Origin of the sequence: Marinobacterium sp. MBR-111 (assembly GCF_040547585.1) — a bacterium.
Taxonomy (GTDB): domain Bacteria; phylum Pseudomonadota; class Gammaproteobacteria; order Pseudomonadales; family Balneatricaceae; genus Marinobacterium; species Marinobacterium iners.
The window spans coordinates 1-2,588 of sequence record NZ_JBEPQA010000064.1 but is presented as its reverse complement, the minus strand read 5'-3'; the positions used below and the strand labels follow the sequence as shown (position 1 = coordinate 2,588).

3 protein-coding genes are annotated in these 2,588 nt (G+C 57.3%); all 3 read left to right on the top strand.

The annotated features are described in order from the left end of the window. Positions 1-480: ATP-binding cassette domain-containing protein (locus ABIE61_RS18605; RefSeq protein WP_354412344.1), on the top strand; the 480-nt coding region annotated here is incomplete at its 5' end. Positions 481-512: 32 nt separating this feature from the next. Then, entirely contained in the window at positions 513-1,736 is a 1,224-nt protein-coding gene (locus tag ABIE61_RS18600; RefSeq protein WP_354412342.1) for an acyl-CoA dehydrogenase family protein, read from the top strand. Between the two features lie 99 nt (positions 1,737-1,835). After that, on the top strand, positions 1,836-2,588 hold a 753-nt coding region (locus tag ABIE61_RS18595; RefSeq protein ID WP_354412340.1), incomplete at its 3' end, for an ABC transporter substrate-binding protein.

The following is a 2,588-nucleotide window of genomic DNA, read 5'->3' as shown; positions in this document are numbered from 1 at the left end:
GCTTTGCAGGCACTGGAAGAGGTCGGCCTGGCGGATAAGGCTGATAACTGGCCGGCACAGCTCTCCGGAGGCCAGCGCCAGCGGGTGGCACTGGCGCGTGCGCTGATCCACAAACCACGCCTGCTGTTGCTGGATGAACCGCTTGGGGCACTGGATGCGCTGACCCGTCTGGAAATGCAGCAACTATTGGAGCGTATCTGGCAGGAGCACCGCTTTACCGTGGTGCTGGTTACTCATGACGTGCCGGAAGCGGTACAACTGGCTGATCGTGTCATCGTGCTGGAGGAAGGTCGCATCGGACTGGACCTTGAAGTCAGTCTTGCCAGACCTCGCCAGCCAGCCTCGGCCGAAAGTGCAGCCTACAGCGGCCAGGTTCTCGCCGCCGTACTCGGAGAATCAACCCTTACCCCTGCCGTTGCCGCCAGCCCCTCTCAAACTGAATCCACTGAATCGCGTGTCAGGCTCTCCTATGCCTCCTGAGCACGCCACTGAATCCTTTTCTGGAGACTGATATGACACAGGTAACCCTCGAAAAAACCGAGACTCTGGCTGAAGCCAACAGTGTACCAAGCGCTGCCAACTGGCTTGAAATTGCTGATACGCTTGCTGAACAGTTGGCAAGCACAGCTATCGTACGTGATCAAACCGGGGGACACGCTCATGAACAGCGCGAGCTGATCCGTGACAGTGGCCTGCTGAGCTTGTCGATACCCACCGAATTTGGCGGTGCCGGACAGCCCTGGAGCCTGATCTATCAGGTCGTGCGTCGCCTGGCGCGTGCCGATTCCGCACTGGCTCATGTCTTTGCCTTTCACCATCTGCAGGTAAGTTCGGTACTGCTGTACGGTAACGATGACCAGATTCGTCATTACCTCACCACTACGGTTAAACAGCGGCTGTTCTGGGGTAACACCCTGAACCCACTGGACAAGCGCACCATCGCCACTGAACACCCCGACGGCGGCTATATTTTCGAGGGCGACAAGAGTTTCTGCTCCGGGGCACGCGGGTCAGACTATATCACTGCATCCGCCTGGCATGAGCCGTCACAAAGTCTGGTCGTAGCCGGATTGCCCACCCGCCGCGAAGGCGTTCGGGTACATGAGGACTGGGACGCCATTGGGCAGCGACAGACTGACAGTGGCACGGTCAGCTTCCACAAGGTCAGAGTACAGCCCAATGAGGTACTGCTGTATCCGGGAAAACCCTGGACACCCGCCGCTCATTTCCGTGCCAATCTGGCCCAGCTGGTACTGGTTAACCTGTATGTAGGCATTGCTGAAGGTGCCTTTACTGAAGCTCAGCGCTACACACTGGAAGAGGCCCAACCCTGGTTCACCTCGGATGCCGCCTCTTCCGCAGCAGACCCGTACATTCAACACCGCTATGGCGAGTTGAGGGTCAAGCTGCGTGCGGCTCAAGTGCTGGCAGACCGTGCCGGCGAACTGGCCGCCACCTATTTTGCCAAGGGCCCCGAGATTACGGCCGAGGAACGTGGCGACACCGCCATTGCCATCGCAGAGGCCAAGGTGGCATCTCATCATGCCGCCCTGGAGATCAGTAACCAGCTGTTCGATATCACCGGCGCGCGCGGGGTCAAACGTGAATACGGCTTCGACCGCTTCTGGCGCAACGCCCGCACTCATACCTTGCACGATCCGCTGGATTACAAGCTGCGTGATCTCGGGCGCTTTACCCTGTGGGGCGACTATCCGACGCCGACATCTTATTCATAACTCGGCATTGTCTGATCAAACCGGAATCACGGGTTGGCACAGCTATCAGGCTAACACTGCACAACATTTGGATACTCAAGAGTAAATAAGGAACCTGTTATGTTGAATAAATTAAAAGGGCTGCTAGCGGCTGGCGCCCTGCTGTCACAATCAGCACTTGTACTGGCTGCTCCGCTGCAGGACGTCAAACTCGGCTACTTGCCTGTAACCGGTCATGCAAAGTTTTTTGTCGCCAAAGAAGAGGGTCTATTCAAGGATGAAGGGCTGAATGTCGAGCTGTTCGAGTTCACTAATTCAGCTGATGGTATTTCCGCCGTATTGGCCGGTCGACTCGATGTTGGTGCCTTTGGTACTTCAGCCCCTCTGGTGCATTATGGCCGAGGCGCCGAACTCAAGGTAATAGGCGGCATCATGGGTGAGGATGCCTATCTGGTCACACGACCGGAATTGGCTGATCAAATCAAGGGAGTCACCGACCTGAAGGGCAAGAAGGTCGGTACTGTACGCCTGGCATCCGGTGATGCCATCTTGCGCTCCGAGCTGCATAAGGCCGATATTGACTGGCGCAAGGAACTGACCATCTCGGAGCTGCGTAATCCTCCGGCCGTGATTCAGGCGGTCAAAAATGGTCAGGTTGATGCAGGTGTCGTTTGGGGCCCACATGACCGCCGCGCCGAGGCAGAAGGACTCAAGATTGTGCTGAGCAGTTCAGAGCTGCAGCCGGGCCACCCATGCTGCCGGGTTGTGATCGCCTCCGACAGTGCTGAAGACACTGAAAAATGGCAGTCCTTCCTGCGCGCACTGCTGAAGGCTCAACGCTTCGCTGAAGAAAACCCGAAAGCCACTGTGGCT

Bases quoted from the DNA above. Each gene is read 5' to 3' on its own strand.
- ABIE61_RS18600 (WP_354412342.1), top strand. From the start codon at position 513: ATGACACAGGTAACCCTCGAAAAAACCGAGACTCTGGCTGAAGCCAAC.